At 61.1% G+C, this 21,486-nt stretch carries 19 protein-coding genes, 1 pseudogene and 2 riboswitches; of the genes and pseudogenes, 8 read left to right on the top strand and 12 right to left on the bottom strand.

All coding sequences use genetic code 11. The features are described from left to right. Positions 1-66 precede the first annotated feature (66 nt). Together JET17_RS14170 and gspG are read right to left on the bottom strand one after the other, a co-directional pair. Positions 67-1,257 (bottom strand): type II secretion system F family protein, encoded by a 1,191-nt coding sequence (locus JET17_RS14170; RefSeq protein WP_012314643.1) that lies wholly within the window; start codon positions 1,255-1,257, stop codon positions 67-69. Positions 1,258-1,268: 11 nt separating this feature from the next. Then, positions 1,269-1,694 carry a type II secretion system major pseudopilin GspG gene (gene gspG, locus JET17_RS14165; protein WP_012314642.1) on the bottom strand — a complete coding sequence of 142 codons (426 nt, stop codon included), beginning with the start codon at positions 1,692-1,694 and terminating at the stop codon, positions 1,269-1,271. A gap of 191 nt (positions 1,695-1,885) precedes the next feature. On the opposite strand from gspG, the gene JET17_RS14160 reads away from it, so the two are divergent. From JET17_RS14160 to JET17_RS14145, 4 genes are all read left to right on the top strand, one after another. Beyond that, complete coding sequence (locus tag JET17_RS14160) at positions 1,886-2,479, top strand: lytic transglycosylase domain-containing protein (protein WP_012314641.1); 594 nt, start codon at positions 1,886-1,888, stop codon at positions 2,477-2,479. A gap of 109 nt (positions 2,480-2,588) precedes the next feature. Then, complete coding sequence (locus JET17_RS14155) at positions 2,589-4,049, top strand: ATP-binding protein (RefSeq protein ID WP_012314640.1); 1,461 nt, start codon at positions 2,589-2,591, stop codon at positions 4,047-4,049. A gap of 283 nt (positions 4,050-4,332) precedes the next feature. Beyond that, positions 4,333-5,829 (top strand): sensor histidine kinase, encoded by a 1,497-nt coding sequence (locus JET17_RS14150; RefSeq protein ID WP_012314639.1) that lies wholly within the window; start codon positions 4,333-4,335, stop codon positions 5,827-5,829. Continuing rightward, positions 5,798-7,222: a sigma-54-dependent transcriptional regulator gene (locus tag JET17_RS14145; protein WP_012314638.1), complete on the top strand. Its 1,425-nt coding sequence runs from the start codon at positions 5,798-5,800 to the stop codon at positions 7,220-7,222. Before JET17_RS14150 ends, JET17_RS14145 begins: the two co-directional genes overlap by 32 nt. Positions 7,223-7,298: 76 nt before the next feature. Here JET17_RS14145 and JET17_RS14140 read toward each other — a convergent pair whose 3' ends face one another. The 3 genes from JET17_RS14140 to JET17_RS14130 form a co-directional block, all read right to left on the bottom strand. After that, positions 7,299-7,601: a hypothetical protein gene (locus JET17_RS14140; RefSeq protein WP_012314637.1), complete on the bottom strand. Its 303-nt coding sequence runs from the start codon at positions 7,599-7,601 to the stop codon at positions 7,299-7,301. Between the two features lie 84 nt (positions 7,602-7,685). Then, positions 7,686-9,038 carry a GntP family permease gene (locus JET17_RS14135; protein WP_012314636.1) on the bottom strand — a complete coding sequence of 451 codons (1,353 nt, stop codon included), beginning with the start codon at positions 9,036-9,038 and terminating at the stop codon, positions 7,686-7,688. Between the two features lie 113 nt (positions 9,039-9,151). Beyond that, entirely contained in the window at positions 9,152-9,691 is a 540-nt protein-coding gene (locus tag JET17_RS14130; RefSeq protein ID WP_012314635.1) for a gluconokinase, read from the bottom strand. A gap of 208 nt (positions 9,692-9,899) precedes the next feature. Between JET17_RS14130 and JET17_RS14125 the strand changes: the two genes are divergently transcribed. The 3 genes and pseudogenes from JET17_RS14125 to JET17_RS27815 all read left to right on the top strand — a co-directional run bounded on the left by JET17_RS14125 (position 9,900) and on the right by JET17_RS27815 (position 12,365). Beyond that, a complete protein-coding gene (locus JET17_RS14125; protein ID WP_012314634.1) occupies positions 9,900-10,919 on the top strand; it encodes a LacI family DNA-binding transcriptional regulator in 1,020 nt (339 codons plus the stop codon). 126 nt (positions 10,920-11,045) lie between these two features. Continuing rightward, positions 11,046-11,828: pseudogene (locus tag JET17_RS27820) on the top strand (PAS domain-containing protein); the annotation flags it as partial. A gap of 78 nt (positions 11,829-11,906) precedes the next feature. Further along, positions 11,907-12,365 (top strand): methyl-accepting chemotaxis protein, encoded by a 459-nt coding sequence (locus JET17_RS27815; RefSeq protein ID WP_420094553.1) that lies wholly within the window; start codon positions 11,907-11,909, stop codon positions 12,363-12,365. On the opposite strand, the gene JET17_RS14115 is transcribed toward JET17_RS27815, so the two are convergent. From JET17_RS14115 to JET17_RS14085, 7 genes are all read right to left on the bottom strand, one after another. Continuing rightward, positions 12,340-15,615, bottom strand: a complete 3,276-nt coding sequence (locus JET17_RS14115) for a transporter substrate-binding domain-containing protein (RefSeq protein WP_012314632.1) — start codon at positions 15,613-15,615, stop codon at positions 12,340-12,342. The two genes, JET17_RS27815 and JET17_RS14115, sit on opposite strands and share 26 nt — an antisense overlap. Positions 15,616-15,628: 13 nt before the next feature. Beyond that, positions 15,629-16,243: a response regulator transcription factor gene (locus tag JET17_RS14110; protein ID WP_012314631.1), complete on the bottom strand. Its 615-nt coding sequence runs from the start codon at positions 16,241-16,243 to the stop codon at positions 15,629-15,631. A gap of 224 nt (positions 16,244-16,467) precedes the next feature. Further along, positions 16,468-16,710 (bottom strand): DUF1272 domain-containing protein, encoded by a 243-nt coding sequence (locus JET17_RS14105; RefSeq protein ID WP_012314630.1) that lies wholly within the window; start codon positions 16,708-16,710, stop codon positions 16,468-16,470. Between the two features lie 66 nt (positions 16,711-16,776). Further along, positions 16,777-17,529, bottom strand: coding sequence for a precorrin-4 C(11)-methyltransferase (cobM, locus tag JET17_RS14100; protein WP_012314629.1), 753 nt, complete (start codon positions 17,527-17,529; stop codon positions 16,777-16,779). Positions 17,530-17,561: 32 nt separating this feature from the next. Next, entirely contained in the window at positions 17,562-17,954 is a 393-nt protein-coding gene (locus tag JET17_RS14095) for a cobalamin biosynthesis protein (RefSeq protein ID WP_042112003.1), read from the bottom strand. A 17-nt stretch (positions 17,955-17,971) separates the two neighbouring features. Continuing rightward, positions 17,972-18,682, bottom strand: coding sequence for a CbtA family protein (locus tag JET17_RS14090; protein WP_012314627.1), 711 nt, complete (start codon positions 18,680-18,682; stop codon positions 17,972-17,974). Positions 18,683-18,691: 9 nt separating this feature from the next. Next, a complete protein-coding gene (locus JET17_RS14085; protein ID WP_012314626.1) occupies positions 18,692-18,877 on the bottom strand; it encodes a CbtB domain-containing protein in 186 nt (61 codons plus the stop codon). Positions 18,878-18,984: 107 nt separating this feature from the next. Then, positions 18,985-19,210: riboswitch (cobalamin riboswitch) on the bottom strand. A gap of 897 nt (positions 19,211-20,107) precedes the next feature. After that, positions 20,108-20,318: riboswitch (cobalamin riboswitch) on the top strand. Positions 20,319-20,416: 98 nt separating this feature from the next. Between JET17_RS14085 and cobW the strand changes: the two genes are divergently transcribed. Continuing rightward, positions 20,417-21,484 (top strand): cobalamin biosynthesis protein CobW, encoded by a 1,068-nt coding sequence (gene cobW / locus JET17_RS14080; protein WP_012314624.1) that lies wholly within the window; start codon positions 20,417-20,419, stop codon positions 21,482-21,484. Positions 21,485-21,486 lie beyond the last annotated feature (2 nt).

Genomic DNA, 21,486 nt, shown 5'->3' with positions numbered 1-21,486 from the left:
GTGTCAGATGGTACCGGCCTCGACGTTGATCGTCGGCAAGCAGGTTGTCATAGCTGTGGGTGACGGCTAGTGGATACTCGACGCCAGCTCGAAGATCGGCATGTACATCAGAATAACGATCACCCCGATAAGCAACCCGATGAAGGTCATCAGCAGCGGTTCAAACAGCTTCACGAACCACTCCACCCAGCGCCCTATCTCCTGGTCATGAAAATCTGCGCACCGTTCAAGCATCTCGCCCAGATTCCCCGATTGCTCGCCCGCCCGCAGCAGGCGTAGCGACACAGGCGTGACCAACTGTCCGGCTTCCAGCGCTTGCGACAATGGCAGCCCTTCACCCATCCCGCGGCAAGCCTGCTCCAGGCCTTGCGCTGCAGCGCTTCCCAGCAGCCCGCGGGCCATGCCCATGGCCGTCAGGATAGGTATGCCGCCTTGCAGCAGAATGCCCAGCGAGCGGTAGAAGCGCGCAAGTTCATACATCATCAGGCGCTGATGCAAGGCTGGCATTCGCCGAATCTGGCGTGACACCCAGCGCCGCAGAACGGGGTTGCGCCGCAGCAGCACCAAGGCACCGATGCCACTTGCTGTGGCCAGGGCCAAGGGCAGTTGCTGAGCATGCAAGAACAGGCCGATCTGCATCAGCATGCGCGAGAGCCAGGGCAGTTCGCTGCCCATACCCTCGAAGACCAGACTGAAGCGTGGTACCACGTAGCCGAGCAGGAACAGCACGACGCCACCGCCTACCAGTAGCAGTAGCAGCGGGTAGACCGAAGCCCCCACCAGTTTTTGCCGGACCAGGTCCAAGCGCTGCCGGTATCCGATATAGCGGTGCAGGGCGTCTCCCAGCGCCCCGGTGCGCTCGCTGGACTGTACCAACGCCACGTACAACGGCGGGAATATCCGCGGCTGCTGGGCCAGGGCCTGGGACAGCGAGCGGCCTTCGTACAACTGGCCAACCAGCGCTGCCAGCACTTTACGGGTTGCCGCGGTAGGGGCTTTTTCCGCAAGGCTTTCCAGGGCATCGATCAAGGGTAGGCCGGCATGCAGCAGCGTGGTCAGTTCCTGACTGAAGAGCAACAGGTCAAAGGCGACCTGGCGTCGCCAGGGCACACAGAACAGAGCTCGGCCTTGACTGCGTACGCTGACGACACGCAGGCCTTGGTCTTCCACCTTGCGCCGAGCCTGCTCGGCATCCTCGGCATCGATGTGCAATTGAACCACGCCCTCTCTACCCAGGGCCTTGAGGCTGTAGCGCATGGTCTTGTTCCTCATTGCCAACTGGTAATTTCGGCGTTTTCACCGTCGCCCCCGGGTTGGCCGTCCTTGCCCATGGACAGCAAGTCGTACTCGCCGCCGTTTTCGCCTGGTTGGCGGTAGATGTAGGCACGGCCCCACGGGTCCTGTGGAATTGCTTTCTGCAGGTAAGGGCCTGACCAGCGGGCCTCGCCGCTCGGGGCGGCAACCAGCGCCTGCAAGCCCTGCTCACTGTTGGGATAGTGGCCGACTTCCAGGCGATAGAGGTCCAAGGCCTTGCCCAGCCCTTCGATCTGCGCCCGTGCCACCTTGGCCTCGGAGCGGCCCAGCTGGCTGAAGTACTTGGGCGCGACGATACCGGCCAATAAGCCGAGCACCACCAGGACCACCAGAAGTTCGAGCAGGGTGAAGCCACGTTGGCGATTGGGTTTGCGCTGCATGGTGAAGCCCTCCTGCATGGGGACATGCCTTTTCAGGTTTTCATCCGCCATGCAACAGCCGTGCACGTCTGCCTCGGGGCCTTGCGCCATGGGCCATGGCAAGCGGCACATTGCTTGCGTCGTAGCAGAAAAGCCCGGGTTTTCCGGGGTATTTCCCCCATATCGGGGGGCACGGCGGGGAGGCGACCGACATGCGTGGAATTATCCTGGGACTGATCTGGCTGGCAGGGGCTACCGCCCAGGCTGATGTGTACATTGCCATCGATGGCAAGGGCGGTTACGTGCTGACCAACGTCCACCGGCCCGGGCGCAACTATGAACGGGTAATTCGCGAACCCGTTGCACAGGCCGGCCCGGCCAATGCGCAATTGATCACCGGGCGCCCCTACGCCGACTTGGTGGCAGCGGCGGCGCGCATGCACAACGTTCCGCAGGCATTGCTGCATGCGCTGATCAAGGCAGAATCGGGGTACAACCCAAAGGCTCGCTCGGCTGCCGGGGCGCTTGGGCTCATGCAGCTGATGCCGGGTACGGCGAAGGAAATGGGTGTTGAAGATGTGCTTGATCCGGAGGATAACGTGCAGGGTGGAGCTCGCTACCTAAAGCGCATGCTGAACCTGTTCGACAACGACATCACCCTGGCCGTGGCCGCCTACAATGCCGGCCCGGAGGCCGTACGGCGCCGCGGCGCGGTGCCACCCTTCGCCGAAACCCGGCGGTATGTGCCCAATGTGCTGCGCGAATACCGCAAGTTACAGGGGCTGGCAGCGGACACGCCGTTGTGATGAGCACCTGACGGCAGGCAGCCTTGCATCGGCCTTGCGAAAATCAATGTCATGGGTTCCCCAACTCTGGGCTATAACCTTTCAAAGGTGCTCAGCAGTGGTAGCCGCCATGGACATCGCCTCCCGTTCCGACCCACTCGAGTCACCCGCCAGCCCTGACGCTGGCACACCGCGCAAGCCGTTCAACCTCCTGCGTTGGTACGCCTGGGTCAGCTTGGCCATCATCCTCTCGGTGGCCGCCGGTCTGGGGTTGATATCCAGCCGTTTCATCATCGACGAAAGCGTCGAGCGTGACGCGCTGCTTACCGCGCAGTTCATTACCTCGATCGCCGACGCTGAAGTACGACATGTGGCGATCCCCAATGTGCGCACCATGGGAGAACTATTGGACCCGCGTACGGACCTGGATCCTTTGCCAGGCGTTGACCCCGTGGCGCGGCGCAAGGCCCGCGGCGAATTCCTCGACCACATCGCACACTTGCCAGACATGCTGCTGGCCAACATCTACGCCCCGGACCGCACGGTGATCTGGTCGAGCAATCCGGCGCTGACGGGCAAGCTGATTCAGGGCGATGACGACCTGGATCGGGCGTTCGAGCACAAGATGCGGGTATCGGCCAGTTACCACGGCTTCGAAGAAGCCCGCTCCGAGCAGAAGTTCGTGACCCCACCTGAGCAGTTGTTCATCGAGAACTACATTCCGCTGTTCGACGCAGATGGCAAGCACGTCGTGGCGATGGTGGAGATATACAAGGAACCCCATGACCTGATCGTGCGCATCGAACATGGCCTTGTCCTCATCTGGCTGGCCACCACGGTGGGCGCCGCGGTGGTCTACATCGGCCTGTATGGCATCATGCGCCGCGCCGCCCGGTTAATGGCGGTACAGCAGAAGCGGCTGATCAGCAATGAAACCTACGTGGCCCTTGGTGAGGTGTCCTCGGCCGTGGCCCACAGCCTGCGTAATCCGCTGGCCAGTATCCGCTCCAGCGCCGAGCTGGCTCAGGTTTACGACGAAGGGCCGGCGCAGCGCAATATCAACGAGATCATCAGCCAGGTCGACCGCATGTCGCAGTGGATCCGCCAGTTGCTGCAGTCGCTGCGACCACTGGATGACAAGGCGATACCGGTGGATCTGCCCCAAGTCCTGCAGGACAGCTTGCAGACCTTTGCCATACCGCTGGCACGCAGTGGCGTGACCCTGGACCTGAAGCCGCTTCCGGCACTGCAGGTGCTGGGACAGCCAGAATTGCTCGGGCAGATTTTCAACAGCCTGATCGCCAACGCTCTGGAGTCTATGGAGCAGGGTGGGCGGCTGCGTGTCGAGGTGGTGAAGAAGGATAGGCGCAGCGTGACCCTGCGCCTGGCCGACACCGGAAAAGGCATGAATGAACAGCAACAGCGCATGGCGTTCAAACCCTTCTTCACAACCAAACAAGGCGGGCTAGGGGTCGGGCTGGTATTGGTCAGACGGATCATGGAGCGTTTCGGTGGATCGGTTCGGTTGAGTAGCCGCGAAGGCCTCGGCACTCAGGTTTCACTCAATTTTCGGCTTGCACAACCTTCATAGAAATCTAGAAACAGACGCTAAGCTATTGTTTTTAAAGTAAATCCTATTATTGGGTGCAAATTCCCCGAAACTGGGGATCTATTCTAGATTAAAGATTAGGTTATGTTGCTAACCGGTTGATTATCCTCAAGCTAGTTTCACAAGACATCCGTGGCTGACTTTTTGCAAGAAGAGATAGGCGATAAATGGCGGCTGCGGCCGGCGTGGCGAAGTGCTATCAGTTAGCTACGCACGGCAATTAGTGACAGCCTTCTGAACGGAATCCTTGCGCGGGAACCTCGCGATGCAGACGCTGGAAACCGATGTTCCCGACAAGCTCGTCGCCCAGCCCGGCAGTGGTCTGGCTACGCCCCTTCGCGAATTCAATCTGCTGCGCTGGTTTTCCGTGATCAGCTTGCTGATCATCACGTCGGTGGCAGGTGGTCTGGGCTATGTATCGACCCGCTTCGTGGTACGTGACAGCGTGGAGCGCGATGCCATGCTCACCGCCCAGTTCATCCAGGCCATGGCCCAAGCCGAGGTGCGTCATTCGCAGTTGCCACCTGGCACCACCATGGGAGAACTGCTCGATCCGCGCCTGGACCAGTTGCATCTGCAGGTGAGCCCGCAGCTGGCCATGGCGACGCGGGTCGAGTTCCTCGATCATGTCGAGCATCTTCCCGATACGCTGCTGGCCAATGTCTATGCCCGTGACCGCACCATCGTCTGGTCAACCAACCCCGAGCTGGTCGGCAAGCGCATCGAGGCCGATGGCGACCTGGACCACGCCTTCCGCTCGCGCAAGGCGGTGTCTGCCAGCTACCACAAAGTCGAAGAGCACCGCGAGGAGCAGAAGTTCGAGCGTGAGCCCAATTACCTGTTCATCGAAAACTACATCCCCCTGTTCGACAGCCAAGGTGAGCAGGTGCTGTCTATGGTCGAGATCTACAAAGAGCCACAGGACCTCATTCGACGGATTCAGCGCGGTTATGTGCTGATCTGGGCCTCGACCCTGGTGGGCGGGGCGTTGATCTACTTTGGCCTGTTCTGGATCGTGCGTCGCGCAGCGTCGATGCTGCACCAGCAACAGGATCGGCTGGTGGCGAGTGAAACCTATGTTGCCCTTGGCGAGATGTCCTCGGCGGTGGCCCACAGCCTGCGCAACCCATTGGCCAATATCCGCTCCAGCGCAGAGCTGGCACAGGAAATCGCCAATCCGCAGGCCCAGCAGAACATCGTCGACATCATCAGCCAGGTGGACCGCATGTCGCGTTGGGTGCGCGAACTGCTGGTGTCACTACGCCCGACCAGTGATATGCCCGAGGCCGTTGACCTGGTAGCCGCCATCAAGGATACCCGCCTGGCGTTCGCCCAGCAGATCGAGCGTAACGGCATCCGCTTTTCCTTCGACGGGCCCCAGACGCAGTGGGTAGCCAGCCAGCCTTTGCAATTGACGCAGATCCTCAACAGTCTGTTTTCCAATGCCATCGAAGCCATGCCAATGGGTGGCGAGTTGCGTGCCATGGTCTGCATACAGGAGGGTCAGCGCGCTGCTTTGCTGCTAAGTGACACAGGCAAGGGCATGACCAGGCAGCAGCAACGCATGGTCTTCAAACCGTTTTTCACCACCAAGCAGGGCGGCCTCGGTGTAGGCCTGGCGCTGGTTCAGCGCATCATGGAACGTTTTGGCGGCTCGGTCAGCCTGAGCAGCCGTGAAGAGGAAGGAACCCGCGTCAGCCTCACTTTCAATATCGCAGCGGGAGGGGAACATGGAGCACAGCATCCTGGTAGTCGAGGATGATGAAATCCTTGGCAACAACATTCGCACCTATTTGAACCTGAAGGGCTTCGAGGTGACGGTGTGTAACAGTGCGGAGCTTGCGCTGGAGCAGATCAAGCGGTTCCAGCCCGACGCGGTACTCACCGACAACTCGCTGCCTGGCATGAATGGGCATGACCTGCTGCGCACGCTGGTGGCGCAGATGCCGGAGCTCAAGGTAATCATGATGACCGGCTACGGTAACGTTGAGGATGCCGTACAAGCGATGAAAGAGGGGGCTTTCCATTACCTGACCAAGCCTGTGGTGCTGGCCGAGCTCAAACTGACACTGGAAAAGGCTTTGGCCACCGAACGGATGGAGCGCACGCTGTCGTTCTACCAGGAGCGTGAGGCGCAGAAGTCCGGGCTGCAGGCGCTGATTGGTGACTCGCCGGTGATGCTCACCCTCAAGCACACGCTGCGCCAGGTGCTCGATGCTGAACGCCGCATGGCCAATGACGACCTGCCGCCGGTGCTGGTCGAAGGCGAGACGGGTACCGGCAAGGAACTGGTTGCGCGTGCCCTGCATTTCGATGGCTCGCGCAGCAAGGGCCCGTTCATCGAGTTCAACTGTGCCTCGATCCCGGCCAATCTGCTGGAGGCTGAGCTGTTTGGCCATGAGAAGGGTGCCTTCACCGACGCCAAGGAACGTCGCGTGGGGCTGGTGGAGGCCGCGGACGGCGGCACACTGTTCCTCGATGAGATCGGCGAAATGGACCTGGTGCTACAGGCCAAGCTGCTGAAACTGCTGGAGGATCGCAGTATCCGCCGCATAGGTGCGGTCAAGGAGCGCAAGGTTGACCTGCGGGTGATCAGCGCCACCAACTGCAACCTGGAACAGATGGTGCAACAGGGCAAGTTTCGCCGGGACCTGTTCTTCCGGCTGCGCATCATCGCCCTGAAGGTACCGCGGTTGCACGCGCGAGGGCAGGACATCCTGCTGTTGGCGCGGCATTTCCTGGCCCATCACGGGCGTCGTTACGGCAAACCGAACCTGCGCTTCAGCACTGAGGCGGAGAACTTGATGCTCGGTTACAGCTGGCCGGGCAACGTGCGCGAGTTGCGCAACATGCTGGAGCAGACGGTGCTGCTGGCACCGAATGAAGTGGTGCAGGCGCACCAGCTGAATCTGTGCCTGGCCTTGGTCGACGAACCCCTCGCGCAGCCTACGGCCACGGTATACGAAATGCCGCGGCATGAGCCTGAACCCGGAACCAGCTTGCCGGACATGGAACGGGATTTGGTGTGCAGGACGCTGGACCGTACAGATTGGAACGTGACCAAGTCGGCGCGGATGCTGGGGCTGTCGCGGGATATGCTGCGTTACAAGATAGAAAAGCTGGGGCTTACACGGCCTGAAAAGCGCCAGTGGTGAGCGGTTCGAAGCGGCGTTCCTGCGTTGCCAATTCAGCCCTCTTCACGGGGCAAGCCCGCGAAGAGGGCTGTACCGCTCAGCGCTGACCGCCGTCCGATCCGTTGCCGCCTTGGCCACCCGTGCCTTCCGACCCACTGCCCTCCATCCCGGGCAAATCACGATTGTCATTCTGCCGGGCGGGCGGGCTTTCAGGGCCGCTGCCCTGTATTCGCGGGTCGGTATCCCGTGGCATTGGCTCCTCGATCGGGTTGAGGGTGCTGTCCACGCCCGGCTGTGGCGCCGGGTTGTGCGGATCATCCGGATGGGTCGGCCCGGTGCCGACCGCCAAGGCCAAGGGGGAGGCGAGCAGGGCAGCGAGTAACAGGCTTGTGCGCATCATGGGCAGGCTCCTTTGCGAAGGTAGGGCACGTACTTCTGTTGGGCCCTACCCAAAACGCCAAGGTGCCATCACCCCGATAAGCGGTCACACCACCGTTGATAGCATCATGATGAAGATGATGCCGACCACCGACAGGATGGTCTCCATCATGCTCCAGGTCTTGAAGGTCTCGGCCACGGTCATGTTGAAGTACTGTTTGACCAGCCAGAAGCCGGCGTCGTTGACATGGGACAGAATGAGCGAACCGGCGCCGGTGGCCAGCACCAGCAGTTCACGGTTGACGCCGGGCACCAGGTCTATCACCGGCGCAACGATGCCTGCGCCGGTGATGGTGGCGACCGTCGCCGACCCCGTGGCGATGCGGATGACCGCAGCCACCAGCCAGGCCAGCATGATCGGTGAAATTTCTGCCTGTACTGCCATCTGGCCGATCACGTTGCCGACCCCGGTATCGACCAGCATCTGCTTGAAACCGCCGCCTGCACCGACGATCAGCACGATGGCAGCTGTCGGCGCCAGGCTCTGGTCGAGCATCTTCATGATCTGCTGACGGTTGAAGCCGCGCGCCGAGCCGAAGGTGTAGAAGGCCAGCAGCAGGGCAGCGAGCAGGGCGGTAATCGGGTGGCCGATCAGGTCCATCCACTGGCGAACGATGTGCTCGGCCGGCAGCACGACGTCAGCGAATGTCTTGAGCAACATCAGCACAACCGGCAGCAGCACGGTGACCAGAGTGACGGTAAAGCTCGGCAGGTTACCCTGATCGGACTCCTTGGCGATCTGGTCCATCAGCTCCTGTGACGGATTGCCCGGGATGTAGCGGGAAATGAAGTTACCGTACAGCGGGCCGGCGATGATTGCAGTGGGTAGTGCTACCAGCAAGCCGTAGAAGATGGTCTTGCCGATGTCGGCGTTGAAAATGCCGATCGCCAGCAGTGGGCCGGGATGTGGCGGCACCAGGCCGTGCACCACCGAAAGCCCCGCCAGCAGCGGAATACCGATCTTGATCAGCGATACACCCGAGCGTCTGGCGACGATGAACACCAGCGGAATCAGCAGTACGAAGCCGATCTCGAAGAACAGCGGGATGCCGACCAGGAACGCGGCAAACATCATGGCCCAATGCACGTTCTTCTTGCCGAAGGCGCGAATGAGGGTTTGCGCAATCTGGTCGGCGCCACCGGAGTCGGCCATCAGCTTGCCGAGCATCGTACCCAGGGCGAGGACGATGCCGACAAAGCCTAGTACGCCGCCGAAGCCATCCTGGAAGGACTTCATGACCTTGGCAACCGGCATACCGGAAGTCAGGCCGAGAAAACCGGCGGCGATGGTCAGGGCGACGAAGGGGTGGACTTTGAAATGGGTGATCAGCAGGATCAGCCCGACGATGGTTACCAGGGCGTCGAGCAGCAGGAAGGTATCTGTAGCCAGTCCGAACATGGTTTTAATGCCTCGGTCTTATCGTTGTTTTTGGCGTTGCTTGAAATTGAACTATCAACGCTTTCAGGCGTCGGGACAGCGCTGTCTTTGGTGAGCCGGAAAAACCGCCAATTTCAAGCGGTCCGCGCCAGGTTCCGCTCACCGCAGGGCTTTAGCCAGGCATCTACCGTTTCGGCCAGCGCATCTATTGGCTGCGTGGCATCAAGGGGCAGGGTCAGAGGCTCGCCATGGGGGGGCTCAAGGGCGGCGAACTGGCTATCGATCAGGCTCGCCGGCATGAAATGGCCAGGGCGAGCGAGTACGCGCTTCTCGGCTTCGGCAGGGGTGAGTTCAAGAAACACGAATACCAGTTCCGGCATGGCCTGGCGCAAGGTATCGCGGTAACGGCGCTTGAGTGCGGAGCAGGTGAGGATCGGACGTTCGCCCGCCTGGACCGTGGCTTGCAACTCTTGGCCCAGGCGCACCAGCCAGCCGGCGCGGTCGTCGTCGTTCAGTGGTGTGCCCGCGCTCATCTTGCGGATGTTTTCGGCAGGGTGGAACGCGTCGCCTTCGATCAGGCGGCCACCGCTTTTGGCGGCAATGGCAGCGCCGACGCAGCTTTTGCCGCAACCGGCCACGCCCATCACCACGATGGCGGACAGGGAAGAATTCATCAGTACCTCCTGCGGGGTGAGATAGCGCTGTCTCGTTGCTGACGAAACACTAACTCCCCGGTGTTGTTGATCTTATCGTTACGCAGTATGGACGCTTGGCAGAAGGCGTGTAGTGGCCACCACCAAAGATTACGTTGCCTGCGTCCTGAGACAGCGCTACCTTAGTGGCCGTTCCCCTTCCTTGGCAAGTAGTAAAATTACAACACTCATGTCGCGATCAGGCTCCCGCACTACCGGTCGACCCACTCTGGCAGAAGTGGCCAGGCTTTCCGGGGTTTCCCCCATTACCGCCTCCCGCGCCTTGCGCGGTGTCAGCACCGTGGCTCCGGCGCTGGTGGAAAAAGTGGTGGCCGCAGCAGCGAGCCTTGGCTATATCGCCAACCCCGCTGCCCGGGCGTTGGCTTCTGCGCGTAGCCAGTCGGTGGTTGTGCTGATTCCGTCGTTGTCCAATCAGCTGTTCATCGACACTCTGGAGGCCATTCACGAGGTGATGCGCCCCCGCGGGCTCGAGGTACTGATCGGCAACTATCACTACGATATCGACGAAGAAGAAAATCTGATCCGCAATTACCTGGCGTACCAGCCGTGCGGCATCCTGCTAACCGGTTTCGAGCGTAGCGAGGCTTCTCGGCAGATGCTGGTTGCCAGCGGTGTGCCCTGCGTGCACATGATGGAACTGGGCGGCGCGCCTGGCATGTTGTCGGTAGGTTTTTCCCAGCAGCAGGCTGGTCGGGCTGCTGCCCGGCACCTGCTGGAGCGAGGCCGGCGGCGCCTGGCGTTCATCGCCGCGCAACTTGACCCACGGGTGATGCAGCGTGCCGAAGGGTTCCGCCAGGCGCTGGCTGAAGCCGGCATGCACGCAACCGAACTGGAGGTGCTGTCGCCGCAGCCTTCGTCCATTGCACTGGGCAGCGAACTGTTCAGCCAGTTGCTGGCGCAGGCACCGGATGTGGATGGCATTTTTTTCTGCAACGATGACCTCGCCCAAGGTGCTGTGCTGCAGGCCTTGCGCCAGGGTATCGAGGTTCCGGGCAGAGTGGCCATGGTTGGGTTCAATGACCTGCCGGCTTCGGCGCACATGGTCCCGCGTCTGACCTCCATTCGCACACCGCGGGCCGCCGTTGGTCGGGGCGCGGCACAGGCACTGCTGGCATTGCTCGATGGCAAGCGAGTGGCTACCGAGCAGCAGGATCTGGGGTTTGAACTGATGGTGCGGGAAAGTTCCTGAGCGGGCAGGCACGGGGCAATAGTGGGCTGAACGAATACACTAATCACTAAGTGATAGCAGTTTGCTTGCACGCTTTCGGCGCCGATCTATGCTCAGAAAAACCTGCGCATAAAGGACCCTGGCGCCATGTTCGATTTCCACCGCAAGTCAGATTTGCTCGAGATTCAGCGCGCTCGCCAGGCTTTGGCAGAAACCCAGGCAAAGCTCGCGGCGATCAGCCGCTCGATGGCGATGATCGAGTTTGGCCCTGATGGCACCATTATCGATGCCAACGCGCAGTTTTGCCTGGCAATGGGCTACAGCGTCGATGAGTTGCGGGGCAAGCACCATCGATTGTTTTGCGACCCTGCCTACAGCAAAAGCGCCGAGTACCAGCAGCTGTGGCGCGAGTTGGGCGAGGGCAAGCCTATCAGCGGCACGTTCGAGCGTATCGACAAGGCCGGCCGTGAAGTCTGGCTAGAGGCCAGCTACATGCCGGTGCTCGATGAGCGTCAGCAGGTCATCAGTGTGATCAAGGTGGCTTCCGATATCAGTCAGCGGATCAAGGATGAACACGAGAGCGAAAGCCTGCTCAAGGCCATCGGTCGTTCCATGGCGGTGGTGGAGTTCACGCCGCAGGGGCGGGTGATGAAGGCCAACGAAAACTTCCTGACGACAATGGGCTACCGCCTGGAAGAGGTGGTGGGGCGCCACCATGGCCTGTTCTGCCTGGCGCATGAACGGGAGTCCTCCGCATACCGCGAGTTCTGGGCTTCGCTGAACCGTGGTGAGTATCATTCCCATCGTTTCGAACGCGTCAACAAGCTGGGCCAGACAGTCTATCTGGAGGCCTCATACAACCCGATCTTCGACAGCAAAGGGCGGTTGTACAAGGTGGTCAAATTCGCCAGCGACATCACCGCACAGGTCAGCACGCAGCAAAGCGCCGCTGAAGCGGCCCATGCCAGTTCGGTACAGACTGATGCATGCGCACGCAAGGGTACCGAGGTGGTACAGCAAACCGTGCAAGTCATCGAGCAGATTTCCGAGGAACTCAATGATGCGGCGCGTAGCATTGATGCCGTCAGCAAACAATCGGACGTGATCGGGCAGATTGTCCTGACCATTCGCGGCATCGCCGATCAGACCAACTTGCTGGCTTTAAATGCCGCGATCGAGGCGGCACGTGCCGGTGAGCATGGTCGTGGTTTCGCCGTGGTCGCTGACGAAGTGCGCAGCCTGGCCGCACGGACCAGCAAGGCGACCTTGGAGATCGTCGATGTGGTACGGCAGAACCATGATCTTTCGCTCACGGCAGTGGCCAGCATGCAATCGAGCCTGACACGCACGGGACGAGGTGTTGCCCTGGCTAACGAGGCCGGGACCGTGATCATGGAGATCCAGCAGGGGTCACGCCATGTGGTCGACGCAATCAGCCAGATCAATTCGACGTTGCAATTGCACTGAGCGCGTCGGACAGTTCGCGCTGCAGGGTCTGCAGGCTGGTTTCCAGTTGCAGGCGCAGGACGTCGGTTGGCACACCTCGCGCCTGGGCCTGTTCGATGGCTTCGCAATCCTTGACCACGCCGCGCACCTTGAGCATCTTGGCGCCACCTTTGATTCGGTGTACGACGGCGCGCACCGCATCGCTGTCAGGTTGACTGCCCAGGCCGCGCAGCGCCGCCAGGTCTTCGCTTGCGCTTTGCGAAAGCTGTTGAAGCAGGCGGCGGACAAGCTGATCATCGTTCTGGGTCAGGTGGTGCAACTCGTTCAAGTTAAGACCGCTGGTCTTCGGTTGCGGTGTAATCGACGTGGCTTGACCCTGCGGCAAATGGGCTTTGAGGGCACTGAGGCCGACCGGTTTGAACAGGCAGTCGTCCATGCCGCTGGCAAGGCAACGTTCATGTTCTTGAGTCTGGGCGTTGGCGGTGATCCCGAGGATCGTGCAGGCAGGCAAAGCCATTTCATGCTCCTGCATGCGAATGCTGCGTGCCAATTGGTGGCCGTCCATTATCGGCATGCTGCAGTCGGTGATTACCAGGTCGAAGCGTTCAGCCTGCCAGAGGGCCAGCGCCGCTTGGCCATTTTCGGCCAACGTCACCCGATGGCCCAAGGTATTCAGCTGTTTCTCCAGCAGCAGCAGGTTAGCCGGGTAATCATCCACCACCAGAATGTTCAGAGGGCCGCTTTCACCGCCCTGGCTAGGTGCGGCGTGCTCGACAGGCGTCGGTGCATGGCACGTCGGCAGTTGCAGCTCGACCGATACCTTGGTGCCTACGCCTTCGACGCTTTGCAGGTTAAGGGCGCCGCCCATCAGATTGGCAAGGGTGCGGCTGATCACCAGACCCAGCCCAGCGCCCTGCCGCGCCCGCGGGCCGTCAGCCTGGGCAAAGGCGCTGAACAGACGAGCCTGGTCTGCCGAGCCAATGCCGATACCTGTGTCGTGCACGCACAACTGGACTTGCACGCTGCTGCCGGCGGTTACCGGCTCGACTGACAGGCTAACGTGAACCTCTCCCCGATCTGTGAATTTGATCGCATTGCTCAACAGGTTGGAGAGGATTTGCTTGATCCTCAGGGCATCTGCCAACACCCAAACGGGCCCTTCCGGTAGCAAGCAGTGCAGGCGCAGACCCTTGACTCGCGCATTGCCGTCGAAAACCCTCAGGGCGCTGCGGACCAGTTCGACCAAGTCGGTGGCCTCTGGCTGCAGGGTCATGTGACCGGATTCGATGCGGGAAATATCGAGGATGTCGCCAATTAGCCCCAACAGGTCAACGGCCGAATCATGCGCGGTCTGCAGGGCTTGAGTATCGCAGCGGCCCTTGCGGCTATCTTCCAGCGCCAGCTCGAGCAAGCCAATCACCGCATTCATTGGGGTGCGGATCTCGTGGCTCATGGTCGCGAGGAAGGTGCTTTTGGTATGGCTAGCCCGTTCGGCATCGTCCTTGGCCTGGCGCAACTGTTCCAGCAGGCCGCGGCTTAGGGCCAATTGTGCCTGTAATGCGCGCTGCGCGTCGGTACGCTGATTTATCAGCTTGCGCAGGTAGCTGTTCCAGAACACCACGCCGGCCAGCAGCAGCGCAGAGAGCACCAGCACCTGCAATGCCAGTGTACGGTAGTTGCGCCATGGGCTGTCGCTGACCATCGTGCTGATACGCCAGCGATTGATCAGTTGGTCGAGTTCTTCAGGAGGAATGCTCAACAGGGCTTTGTCGAGAATGGCCTGCAACTGGGGCTGGTCAGGGGCGACGGCGAATGCCGCAGTAGCCGGGTCATCACCCAGCACAGTGGCTATGCGTAGCTGGTCTTTGAAAACATGAGTAATGTAGTACTTCGCGTTGATATGGCTGCTGTAGGCGACGTCAGCATTGCCGTTGGCGACTGCTTCCATCAAGCCTAGCGGGTTGTTCACTTCCACCAATACCGCCTTGGGGTGCTGGCGTTGCACTTCTGCTCGCAGGGGTGAACCACGCAGCAGGGCGATACGTTGGCCTTCCAGTCCTCTGGACTGTGGCGGCCAGGGCGCCTGGCTGCGTGTGACCAGAACCCTCGGGCTGACGAGGTAGGGGCGGGTGTAGCGCAGTTGCGTCTGGCGCTGCGCACCATAACCCAGAGCCCCGATCATTTGCGCCTCGCCACGTGCCACTTGCTCGATCATGGTCTGCACGGCGTTGCGCTCAATGAGTTTGAATGTCAGCCCGGTGCGTAGGGTGATCTGCTTGAGCAGGTCGATGGTAATCCCGCTGGGCTGCTGCTGGGCATCGTTGAAGGTCAGCGGCGCAAGTGCGGCGTCGACCGGTACACTCACAGTGGGATTCTGGTCTATCCACGCTTGTTCTTCAGCGGTAAGTGCTGACAGATGGCGTTCGAGCAACAGGCTGGTGTTGCCACTGGTCCAACGGCGCAGGATGTTCAAACGCTCGCTTTCTGTGATCCTTGCCAGGGCCATGTCGATCAGGCGACGCAGGCGCGGGTTGTCATTGGCGAGGGCGAAGGAAAAGGTGCCTGCTGGCCCACGGCAGAAATGGTCGATCTTCACCGTACCCTGGTAACTTTTGCCAATAAGAAAATCGGTGCTTATGGCGTCGCCCAGGTATGCGTCCACCTCTCCCGTTTCCACCGCCGCCAACCCTGCCAGCGTTGAGCGATAAAGGCTCAGCTGTGCTTTGGGGTAGAGCGAACGGACTGTTTCGCTTGGCAGGTAGTGATCGACCATGCCCAAGCGCAAGTCTGTGAGGTCTGTGTCGTTTTTCAGGGTGCGCCCTTCGCGGGTAACGATAACTGGCAGATCGTCAGCATAGGGCTGGCTCAGGCTCAGCTGGGCATCGGCCGCTTCGAAACCGTTGGAGCTGCCAAGCAAATCGATTTGTCCGTCGCGCAAGGCTGCGATCGCCGCATGGCGGCTGGGAAAGCGCCTGATCTCGACCGGTATCCCCAGAAGTTCGGCGATAAGCCCGGCATAGTCTGCGCTCAGGCCCTCATAGTCGGTCGGGCTGATGTTGATCTCGAACGGTGGATAATCGGGGCGCGAGCTGCCCAGCAACAGAACTTTGCGCTGCTGCAACCATTGGCGGTCCTGACTATCGAGTTGCAGTGGCGAAGCGGTGCTGACAGCACGTGCCAACAACCGCCGCGTTTCGACATCTGCCGGTGCGGCGAGCGCCGAGCCAGCCATGCCAATGGCCAGCAACAGTGCAACCAGAACGCACTTCATGCCGATCACGCGCCTAATTGACCTTATTGCGTTTGGCCAGATCAACCATTTCTACCAATGATTCTGTCTTGAGCTTGTCCATGATGCGGCCACGGTAGGTGCTGATGGTCTTGGCGCTGAGGTTCATGCGATGGCCTATGTTCTTGTTGTTCTCGCCACGGGCCAGACGCCGAAGCACTTCCATCTCCCGATTCGACAGGCTGCCCAGGCGCCCTTGCTCGCTGTCCAGAGTGTTGCTGTTCACCGACATCTGCGGGAAGGTCGAGTAGCCCTTGACCAAGGCTTTCATCGCAAAGACGACGGCATCGAGATCTTCATCTTTGGTGACAAATGCGCCTATACCTGCATCCAGGCAGCGGCGTACGTACAATTCCGAGGCCTGTCCGGTCAAGACCATGATCTTGGGGGCATGTTCAAGCTGCTGCAGGCGCTTGATGACTTCCATGCCGTCCAGGCCAGGAAGCCCGATGTCCAGTACTACCACATCGGGTTGCAGGTTGCGTGCTACCTGCGCCACTTCGCTACCGTTGTCGACTTCACCCACAATTTTGAAGCGCTCGCGCTCAAGCAGCATGCGCAGCGCGAATCGAACGGTAGAGTGATCGTCAACGATCAGCACGGTTGTCATGAGGCTAACTCCTGTCGGAATGTGGTCCGTTTCCTAAGGCTAAATCAGGAATACGTCTGCAAGGTCTTTCTGCAGCGCAGCACCATACGTCCATTCCGGTTCCTTGGTAATGGCGAGTATAGATCTGTTGAGTAAGGCGGGTGATATTGTTGAAAAGTCCTACAAAATCGCCTGAGAACAAGCATCGCCGGGTCATTTTCGGCGATGCTTGGGGCTGCAGTCTCTTAAGCGCAGGGGGCGTGAGGCTTGAGCACGCGCCCAGTGGCAGGCGGGTTGTTGCCCAAGGCCGTGCCTACCCGGGTGGGGCGTGTGACCAATTGACCTGAGCAGTTGGGGCAGCGGCCATGGAAGCGGGTTTCTGCACAGCTTTTGCAGAACGTGCATTCGAATGAGCAGATCAGCGCGTCAGGGCTATCGCCCGGCAGATCAGTATTGCAGCATTCGCAATTGGGGCGTAGTTCCAGCATGGGCGCGACTCCGGTCCGCGGGATGAAGCCTGGAGTCTGCTATGGCCTGTATCAGCTTGGCAATGTTCAACTGCCCGGGCGATAAAGGTGCGCATGCCCGGCGCGGTAAAGGGCTGATTCAGCGAACGGAGCATCGCCCAGCACGTGCCCGACGAGGATCAGTGCAGTGCGACGAAAACCCTTGGCGGCTGCCTTCCCGACGATGTCGTCGAGCGTGCCCCGTGCCCAGTCCTGATCGGGCCAAGTGGCCCGGTGAACCACGGCCACCGGGCAGTCTGCGCCATAGTGGGGGAGAAGTTCATCGACGATTCGAGCCAGGTGTTTCACGCCGAGGTGGATCGCCAAGGTGCAGCCATGACGTGCCAGGTCGCGAAGTTGCTCGCCTGCCGGCATGGGCGAACTGTCCCCGTAGCGGGTTAGAATGACCGTCTGCGCCACCTCAGGCAGCGTCAGCTCGCAGCCCAGTAACGCTGCACTGGCGGCGGTAGCGGTTACACCCGGAATGATCTGGTAGTCGATGCCCAGCTCACGCAGATGGCGGATCTGCTCGCCGATGGCGCCGTACAAGCTTGGATCGCCACTGTGAACACGGGCGACATCCTGGCCTTTTTCATGGGCCGCGTGCATGGCCTCCATGATTTGTTCCAGGTGCAGTTCGGCGCTGTTTATCAGGATCTGGGCCTGGTGCCCTTCGAGCACTGCCGCGGGCACCAGGGAGCCGGCGTAGATGATCACTGGGCACTGACGGATCAGTCGCTGCCCTTTGACTGTGATCAATTCCGGGTCGCCAGGGCCGGCGCCGATGAAGTAGACCGTCATGGAAAATCCTTGCAGGTGAATGGATGTAGCAATTATCCGCCGCAGGCGAGGGCGAGGGTAGCGGCGCCTAGCGTTTGCCGCGTTACCACAAGCGCGGCGTTGCCGCGTTCATGATGGGCCAGGGCCAGGGCTGCGCTCTCCGCGACGCCCCAGCAACCGCTGTGGGCGAATGCTACCGCAGAGCGGTGGCTCAGTTGCGGCTCGTATGCCTGCAGTTGTGAGGCATCGAACACCAGCAGTGGCAGGTTGTGACGTTCGGCGAGCTGTTGCAGGCCCGGTTCGTCGGCTTTCGACGTGATGCTGGCGATGCCTCGCAACGCCGCTAGCGTCAGCCCGTGGCTATAGAGTGCCTGGTGCAGCAGCTCGTCGAGGACCTCCACCGGGCAACCCCGGCGGCAACCAAAGCCGGCGTACAGCGCCGGCAGTGGGGATTGGCTTGCCATCAAGCCTGGCTGGAGCGGCGGTACAGCCAGGCGCTGAGCAGGCCCAGAGCCAGCCAGAAGGCAGCGTTGGTTACCCACGAAGCGATCTTGAATTGGGTTTCCAGTGCTTCTGGGGCCAGGCTTTGATGAACTTCGGGTTGCGGAGCACCGATCAGATGCGGCACTACCAGTAGTACGGCCCCGAGGGCCTTGAGCAGCCAATGACGAGCGAACACCAGCAATGCAAGCCCCAACGCGGTGGCGGCGGCGGTGCCAATCCACCAGTTTTGGCGCTGGCCGAGGTCTGCGGCCGCGGTGCCTGGCAGCTCTGGCGGCAGGCCCAAGGTGGGTGCCAGGCAGAACACGGCGAACCCTGCCAAGCCCCATAATGCGCCGGTGGTGACGCGATTGGGCTCACGCAGGCTGTACAGCGCGGCAAGGATCAGAGCGAAACCGACGGCTACGACCAGGTTGCCACCGGTGGTTGAGAGGATGCGCTGCCAACCGTCCTCCGGCGACCACGCATCTGCACTGTGTTCGTGCGCCGCAGCATGTTCATGCCCAACGGTTGCCTGGGTATCGTGGCTGTGATGCTCGGCGCTCGGGGCTGCCGATTCATAGGTTTCCGCCTCAAGAATCAGCGGTGCGACCCAGAAGCTTTGCAGCAGGGTCAACAACAAGGCTGCGAGCAGACCGCTGAACCCGGCGGTGCGGGCAATGCGCTTGATCATGGGGCGGTCTCAGTGGCAAGGGAATGCGGCGCTGTGGCGGGTGTCGTGGGCAGCGTTGTGCACGGCTTCGATGTGTGAGAAGCCGGCAAAGTAGATCAGGCACAGGCCCAGCAGACTGGCAGCGGTGGCGATGACCACGCGCTGGCTGAGGGTGACGGGGGGGGCGATACCGTGTTTGGCGCTGGTGACGGGCATGACGCGTTCCTCTGCTTTTAGGGCATTGTGCTGATTGAGCAACAGGCAAGCGCGGCGACCCCGGGCTTGAGTGGCCCAGGGAAATGCGACAGCGCCCGCCCACCGCGGGGTGTTCATGAACGCCAGGCCGGTCTCCGGGCTTGCGAGGAGGAGCAGGGCTCCTGGTAAAGCGTCACCTTCCCATGCCGTACGACGTGGCACAGTGGTCTAGACGCTTCGCTCGCTTACCGTTGCGGGGGCAGCACCGGCATTGTCCGGCCCTGATCGAGGGCCTGCGACGCACCGGTTTCCCGTTTCACCCCCAGAGGGGGCACCTGAACGCAAGGTGCAAGGAGAGCACGGGGCAGGGTTTGCGTCAATCGCAGGCCTTATCGCAGGTCATTGTTTGGTTGCCGTTGCCGTTGCCGTTGTTTTGCTTTTGCTTTTGCTTTTGCTTTTCAGAGCGCGATAGTTCAGACACCGCAGATTGCGACTTCAGGAGGCCGAGCGCAGGTCTTGCGGAGGGAGGTGACGGGCATGGATGCCCGTCAAGCGCTTCGGCCCATGGATGGGCCGTGAGCGCGGTCCTCCCGGGAGCAAGGCCGGAGCGAGGGAACCCCGAAGCGAAGCGTAGGGGCCGGATGATGGGAGCGGGCGGTTTTTGGTTCCTTTTTGCCAAGACAAAAAGGGACCCGCCGTAAGGGCGGAAAGGTGAGTGAGCGTCTCTACGGCAAACGGATATTCACGCTAGCCAAAAGCCAAAAGCTCATGCGAGGGCTTTGATTCATGCGGGCATATCCATTTGCGGTGGCGGCGCTCACTCACCTTTCCGCCCTTACGGCGGGTCACTTTTTGGCAAACGCCCCAAAAAGTAACCAAAAAAGGCTGGCTCCTATCATCCGGCCCCTACGCTACGCTCCGGGGTTCCCTCGCTCCGGCCTTGCTCCCGGGAGGACCGCGCTCACGGCCCATCCATGGGCCGAAGCGCTTGACGGGCATCCATGCCCGTCACCTCCCTCCGCAAGACCTGCGCTCGGCCTCCTGAAGTCGCAATCTGTGTTGCCTGTACTTGCGCGCTAGAAAAGCAAGAGCAACAGCAACAGCAAGAGCAACAGCAACAGCAACAGCAAGAGCAAGAGCAAGAGCAACAGCAACAGCAAGAGCAAGAGCAAGAGCAAGAGCAACAGCAGGGTTAATTGGAGAGGGGTGTGGGTGGTGCACGCCAACAGTTGACCACCTGCCACCCCCCGCGTAGCCTTGCCGCTTCGAGGTTCTTCGGCCAGGCCGAAGCTAAGACGGGAACGCGGTACAAGCCGCGGCTGCCCCCGCAACTGTAAGCACCGGTAACGGATCGACATAGCCACTGCGCCCAGGCGCGGGAAGGCGTCATCCCGCCAGCCCCGTGATTGAAAGGGCCGCAACGGTGCAAGCCAGGAGACCTGCCTCGCAACGTTTTCGACTATCAACCGGGCGGGGTGATCCGGTGGCGAACGAGCCCGGCCGGCCTGGCCGCGGCTTTCGTCCCGCATGCCCGCGCCATCCTGCCAAGGGCAACGCGACATGAAAACACTGGCCAAGCTCCCCGTCACCATCGTCACCGGCTTCCTCGGCTCGGGCAAGACCACCTTGCTCCGGCACATGCTCGACAACGCCCAAGGCAGACGCATCGCAGTCATCGTCAATGAGTTCGGCGAGCTCGGCATCGACGGTGAAATCCTCAAACAGTGCAGCATCGGCTGCACCGAAGAAGAGGCCAGCGGCCGCGTCTACGAACTGGCCAACGGCTGCCTATGCTGCACCGTGCAAGAAGAATTCTTCCCGGTCATGCGTGAACTGGTGGCCCGCCGTGGCGACCTCGACCATATCCTCATTGAAACCAGCGGCCTCGCACTGCCAAAGCCCCTTGTGCAAGCCTTCCAGTGGCCTGAAATCCGTAACGCCTGCACCGTCGACGCGGTTATTACCGTGGTCGACAGCCCAGCTGTAGCCGCCGGTACATTCGCCGCCTACCCAGACCAGGTCGACGCCCAACGCAAGCTTGACCCCAACCTGGACCATGAGTCGCCGCTGCACGAACTGTTCGCCGATCAACTGGCCAGTGCCGATCTGGTGGTATTGAACAAAGCCGACCTGATCGGCGCCGAAGCCCTGGCGCAAGTACGCGCCGAAGTGGCCGAAGAATTGCCGCCTGCGGTCAAGGTGGTCGAGGCTAGCAGCGGCCGCCTGCCGCTGAACGTGCTGCTGGGCGTTGGGGCAGAGTCCGAGGCGCACATCGATAGCCGCCGCACTCACCATGATTCGCATCACGACGGTGAAGACCACGACGACCACGATCATGATGCCTTCGACTCCATCTCCATCGACCTTCCAGAGGCCGACGAAGCGCTGCTGCTCGATGCCCTGACCCAACTGGTGGTGGAGTTCGGCATCCTCCGTGCCAAGGGCTTCGCGGCCATTCCCGGTAAGCCCATGCGCTTGCTGGTGCAGGGTGTAGGCACCCGTTTCGACAAGCACTTCGACCGCGCCTGGCGTGCCGACGAACCACGCATCACCCGCCTTGTGCTGATCGGCCAGGACCTTGATGCCGCGCATCTGCAAGCGCGTCTGCGCCAGGCTCTGGGCGCCTGACC

Source organism: Pseudomonas putida (assembly GCF_016406145.1).
Classification (GTDB): domain Bacteria; phylum Pseudomonadota; class Gammaproteobacteria; order Pseudomonadales; family Pseudomonadaceae; genus Aquipseudomonas; species Aquipseudomonas putida_E.
Note: the sequence above shows the minus strand (reverse complement) of the source record. Positions and strands in the feature narration are given on the sequence as shown.

Bases quoted from the DNA above. Each gene is read 5' to 3' on its own strand.
- JET17_RS14125 (WP_012314634.1), top strand. From the start codon at position 9,900: ATGTCGCGATCAGGCTCCCGCACTACCGGTCGACCCACTCTGGCAGAA.
- JET17_RS14135 (WP_012314636.1), bottom strand. From the start codon at position 9,038: ATGTTCGGACTGGCTACAGATACCTTCCTGCTGCTCGACGCCCTGGTA.
- JET17_RS14155 (WP_012314640.1), top strand. From the start codon at position 2,589: ATGGACATCGCCTCCCGTTCCGACCCACTCGAGTCACCCGCCAGCCCT.
- JET17_RS14170 (WP_012314643.1), bottom strand. From the start codon at position 1,257: ATGCGCTACAGCCTCAAGGCCCTGGGTAGAGAGGGCGTGGTTCAATTG.
- JET17_RS14085 (WP_012314626.1), bottom strand. From the start codon at position 18,877: ATGCCCGTCACCAGCGCCAAACACGGTATCGCCCCCCCCGTCACCCTC.
- cobM (WP_012314629.1), bottom strand. From the start codon at position 17,529: ATGACGGTCTACTTCATCGGCGCCGGCCCTGGCGACCCGGAATTGATC.
- JET17_RS14130 (WP_012314635.1), bottom strand. From the start codon at position 9,691: ATGAATTCTTCCCTGTCCGCCATCGTGGTGATGGGCGTGGCCGGTTGC.
- JET17_RS14145 (WP_012314638.1), top strand. From the start codon at position 5,798: ATGGAGCACAGCATCCTGGTAGTCGAGGATGATGAAATCCTTGGCAAC.
- JET17_RS14160 (WP_012314641.1), top strand. From the start codon at position 1,886: ATGCGTGGAATTATCCTGGGACTGATCTGGCTGGCAGGGGCTACCGCC.
- cobW (WP_012314624.1), top strand. From the start codon at position 20,417: ATGAAAACACTGGCCAAGCTCCCCGTCACCATCGTCACCGGCTTCCTC.
- JET17_RS14110 (WP_012314631.1), bottom strand. From the start codon at position 16,243: ATGACAACCGTGCTGATCGTTGACGATCACTCTACCGTTCGATTCGCG.
- JET17_RS14140 (WP_012314637.1), bottom strand. From the start codon at position 7,601: ATGATGCGCACAAGCCTGTTACTCGCTGCCCTGCTCGCCTCCCCCTTG.
- JET17_RS14150 (WP_012314639.1), top strand. From the start codon at position 4,333: ATGCAGACGCTGGAAACCGATGTTCCCGACAAGCTCGTCGCCCAGCCC.
- gspG (WP_012314642.1), bottom strand. From the start codon at position 1,694: ATGCAGCGCAAACCCAATCGCCAACGTGGCTTCACCCTGCTCGAACTT.
- JET17_RS14090 (WP_012314627.1), bottom strand. From the start codon at position 18,682: ATGATCAAGCGCATTGCCCGCACCGCCGGGTTCAGCGGTCTGCTCGCA.
- JET17_RS14115 (WP_012314632.1), bottom strand. From the start codon at position 15,615: ATGAAGTGCGTTCTGGTTGCACTGTTGCTGGCCATTGGCATGGCTGGC.
- JET17_RS14105 (WP_012314630.1), bottom strand. From the start codon at position 16,710: ATGCTGGAACTACGCCCCAATTGCGAATGCTGCAATACTGATCTGCCG.